General features: G+C 66.9%; 4 protein-coding genes. 3 read left to right on the top strand and 1 reads right to left on the bottom strand.

Features of this window, described 5'->3' with window-relative positions; genetic code table 11:
• Positions 1-92 precede the first annotated feature (92 nt).
• The 3 genes from WAW17_RS27960 (at position 93) to WAW17_RS27950 (ending at position 2,217) form a co-directional block, all read left to right on the top strand.
• Complete coding sequence (locus tag WAW17_RS27960) at positions 93-434, top strand: ArsR/SmtB family transcription factor (RefSeq protein ID WP_422336113.1); 342 nt, start codon at positions 93-95, stop codon at positions 432-434.
• A gap of 3 nt (positions 435-437) precedes the next feature.
• Positions 438-923 (top strand): SRPBCC family protein, encoded by a 486-nt coding sequence (locus WAW17_RS27955; protein WP_422336112.1) that lies wholly within the window; start codon positions 438-440, stop codon positions 921-923.
• 223 nt (positions 924-1,146) lie between these two features.
• Positions 1,147-2,217, top strand: a complete 1,071-nt coding sequence (locus WAW17_RS27950) for a class I SAM-dependent methyltransferase (RefSeq protein ID WP_422336111.1) — start codon at positions 1,147-1,149, stop codon at positions 2,215-2,217.
• 56 nt (positions 2,218-2,273) lie between these two features.
• Here the strand turns inward: WAW17_RS27950 and WAW17_RS27945 are convergent, their stop codons facing one another.
• The gene (locus WAW17_RS27945; protein ID WP_422336114.1) at positions 2,274-2,930 is read right to left on the bottom strand and encodes a TetR/AcrR family transcriptional regulator; all 657 of its coding nucleotides are present in this window, start codon (positions 2,928-2,930) and stop codon (positions 2,274-2,276) included.
• Positions 2,931-2,946 lie beyond the last annotated feature (16 nt).

The following is a 2,946-nucleotide window of genomic DNA, read 5'->3' as shown; positions in this document are numbered from 1 at the left end:
CACACGACCTGGTCCGAGGAGCCACGACCCCTTTGGTTGGCACCGTGAGAAGGCCTTGACAATCTACAACTGATCGGTTGTATATTAATTCTGTGAGCGGAGACGACGAGGACCGGGCCGACGCCCTGTTTCACGCGCTCGCAGACCGGACCCGGCGCGACATCATGCGCCGGGTGCTGGCCGGGGAGCACTCGGTCTCCGCGCTCGCGGCGAAGTACGAGATGAGCTTCGCCGCAGTACAGAAGCACGTCGCCGTGTTGGAGAAGGCCGGACTGCTGACCAAGCGACGCAGCGGTCGAGAGCAGCTGGCCAGCGGCGACGTGGCGGCGGTGCGGTCGGTGGCGTCCATGCTCACCGAGCTGGAGCAGGTGTGGCGCGGTCGCGTCGCACGCATCGACGAACTCATCGCATCCGACTCGAACAAGGAGGAATGAACCATGCCTGTGACCGACGTCCAGCAGGACCTCGACAACCTGACCCTGACCATCACCGCCGATTTCGCCGCGCCGGTGGAGCGAATCTGGCAGGTCTACGCCGACCCACGCCAGCTGGAGGCGGTGTGGGGCCCGCCGACCTACCCGGCGACCGTGGTCGAGCACGACCTCACGCCCGGCGGCCGCACGACCTACTTCATGACCGGTCCGGAAGGCGAGAAGTACGCCGGATACTGGCAGATCACGGCCGTCGACGAACCGACGAGCTTCTCCTTCCTCGACGGCTTCGCCGACGTGGACTTCAACCCGAACCCCGCACTGCCCGTCTCCAGGAACGTCTACACCTTCGACGCGCACGACGGCGGCACTCGTGCAACCTACGTGAGCACCTTCGAGTCAGCCGAGGCGCTCCAGCAGGTGCTCGACATGGGTGTGATCGAGGGTGCCTCGTCGGCGATCAACCAGATCGACGACCTGATCGCCTCCTGAAGAGCGCGCCGCGGCCGGACCGTCCCGTCCCACGTCTGGGGGCGGCCGGCCGCTTCGTGGCGACCGTCCCACCCAGGCTCTCCCGCCCGCCGCAGCGATGCGCCCTGGCTGGACTGCCGGTGATCTGCACGAGAACAAGCCGCGCGAGCAAGGTTGTTCCTCGTGAGCCCGGCGCGCAGGATGAGGATGCCCCGAAAAACCCCCGACGCTCGGAGGCCGTCCCATGACCGAAACTCTGACCACGGTCGATTCGCTGGCGCAACGCATCGTCGACGCGTCGCTCGGCACGATCGACGTGCTCGCTATCTACATCGGCGACCGGCTCGGCTGGTATCGCAGCCTCGCCACGGACGGCCCGGCAACCCCGGACGAGCTCGCCGCCCGTACCGGTACCCACTCCCGCTATGCCCGCGAATGGCTCGAACAGCAGGCCGTGACCGGCCTGCTCGAAGCAAGCGACGACGAGCCGCGGCGGTTCACCCTTCCGGACGCCGCCGCCGAGGTGCTCACCGACGAGCACAGCCTCAACTATCTCGGGCCGCTCGCCCGAATGCTCTGCGGCCTCGCCGTCCATCTGCCCGAACTTCTCACCGCCTACCGCACTGGCGGTGGAGTGAGCTGGGCCGCCCTCGGCTCCGACGCGCGGGAATCACAGGCGGCCATGAACCGGCCGTGGTTCGAAAAGGCATTGCCCGGTGCACTCGCGTCGGTACCCGAACTCGACGCCGCGCTGCGCGAACCGGGGATCGAGATCGCCGATATCGGTTGCGGCGGTGCATGGGCCACGATTGCATTGGCACGCGCCTATCCGCAGGCGCGGGTGAGTGGCTACGACGTCGACCCTGCGACGATCGCCCTCGCCACCACCAATGTGGCCGAATCGCAGGATGTTTCGGGCCGCGTCACGGTCACTGACTCCGACGCCGCGGACCTGCCGGCGGGTCGGTTCACCGCAGTCTTCGCGTTCGAGTGCATTCACGATATGCCGCGGCCGGTGGAAGTGCTGAGCGCAGCGCTGCGGTCGCTCACCGACGACGGATTCGTGGTGGTGATGGACGAAGCGGTCGCGGACGAGTTCACCGCCCCCGGCGACGACGTGGAGCGGCTCATGTACGGGTTCAGCCTCTCGTGTTGTCTCCCGGACGGCATGAGCCACCCCGAGTCCGTCGGCACGGGAACGGTGATGCGCCCGTCCACCTTGCGCCGCTACGCGCTGGACGCCGGTTTCTCCGGCGTCTCGGTCCTGCCCATCGAAAACTTCGGTTTCTGGCGCTTCTATCTGCTCACCCGATAAGAAGTGGAAGTGGATGGATGGAGGGGTGTTCGGTGTCGCCGGAGACTTGCCGGGAATTACTTGCCCGGCAGTGCGCCGAGCATTTTGATATCGGGGAGGGGGCGCCGACAGATACGGCGGGCCTCGTCGTCGGGGAGGCCGAAGGTGCGCAGAAGGTCTTCTGCCATCCGGTCGGTCGATTCGGCATCGTCGCGGTCGGGCTGATCGTGCAGGAGCTGGGCGAGACCGATCGTGGCGCCGGCGACGAGGGCCAGGGCCAGTTGTGGATCGTGGATCGTGAAGCGACCAGCGGCGGCTGCGGCCTCGAGGTCGCGCAGCGCCCGAGGCGCGAGACCGTGCTGGGAGGTGATGAGCGCCGATCCGTCGGCGAGCAGGACCCGTGAGAATTCGGGCTGGATTCGGTGCAGGCGCCCTGTCAGTCGAAACGACCGGGCGAACACCTCGGCCGGGTCGTCGAGATCGGACGTCAGTTCGTCGAGTAGTGCACCGTGCGCCTCGAACGCGTCGTCGACGGCTGCCCGGAACAGCTGTTCCTTGCTGTCGAAGTGGTTGTAGAACGAGCCCATTCCCACGTCGGCGGCCTGGGTGATCTCGAGTACCGGCGCGTTGACCCGCCCTTCGGCAATGAACGATCGGGCGGCTCGAATGAGCGCAGTTCGTGTGCGAGCTTTGCGTCGTTGGAGGCGGCTCTCCTGCATGTTGCTGTCGGCCATGTCGTCCGTCTTTATC

It is taken from the genome of Rhodococcus sp. (in: high G+C Gram-positive bacteria) (genome assembly GCF_049286785.1).
In the GTDB taxonomy this organism is placed as follows: domain Bacteria; phylum Actinomycetota; class Actinomycetes; order Mycobacteriales; family Mycobacteriaceae; genus Rhodococcus_F.
Note: the sequence above shows the minus strand (reverse complement) of the source record. Positions and strands in the feature narration are given on the sequence as shown.

Coding starts and splice junctions, on each gene's coding strand:
- WAW17_RS27955 (WP_422336112.1), top strand. CDS start 438: ATGCCTGTGACCGACGTCCAGCAGGACCTCGACAACCTGACCCTGACC.
- WAW17_RS27950 (WP_422336111.1), top strand. CDS start 1,147: ATGACCGAAACTCTGACCACGGTCGATTCGCTGGCGCAACGCATCGTC.
- WAW17_RS27945 (WP_422336114.1), bottom strand. CDS start 2,930: ATGGCCGACAGCAACATGCAGGAGAGCCGCCTCCAACGACGCAAAGCT.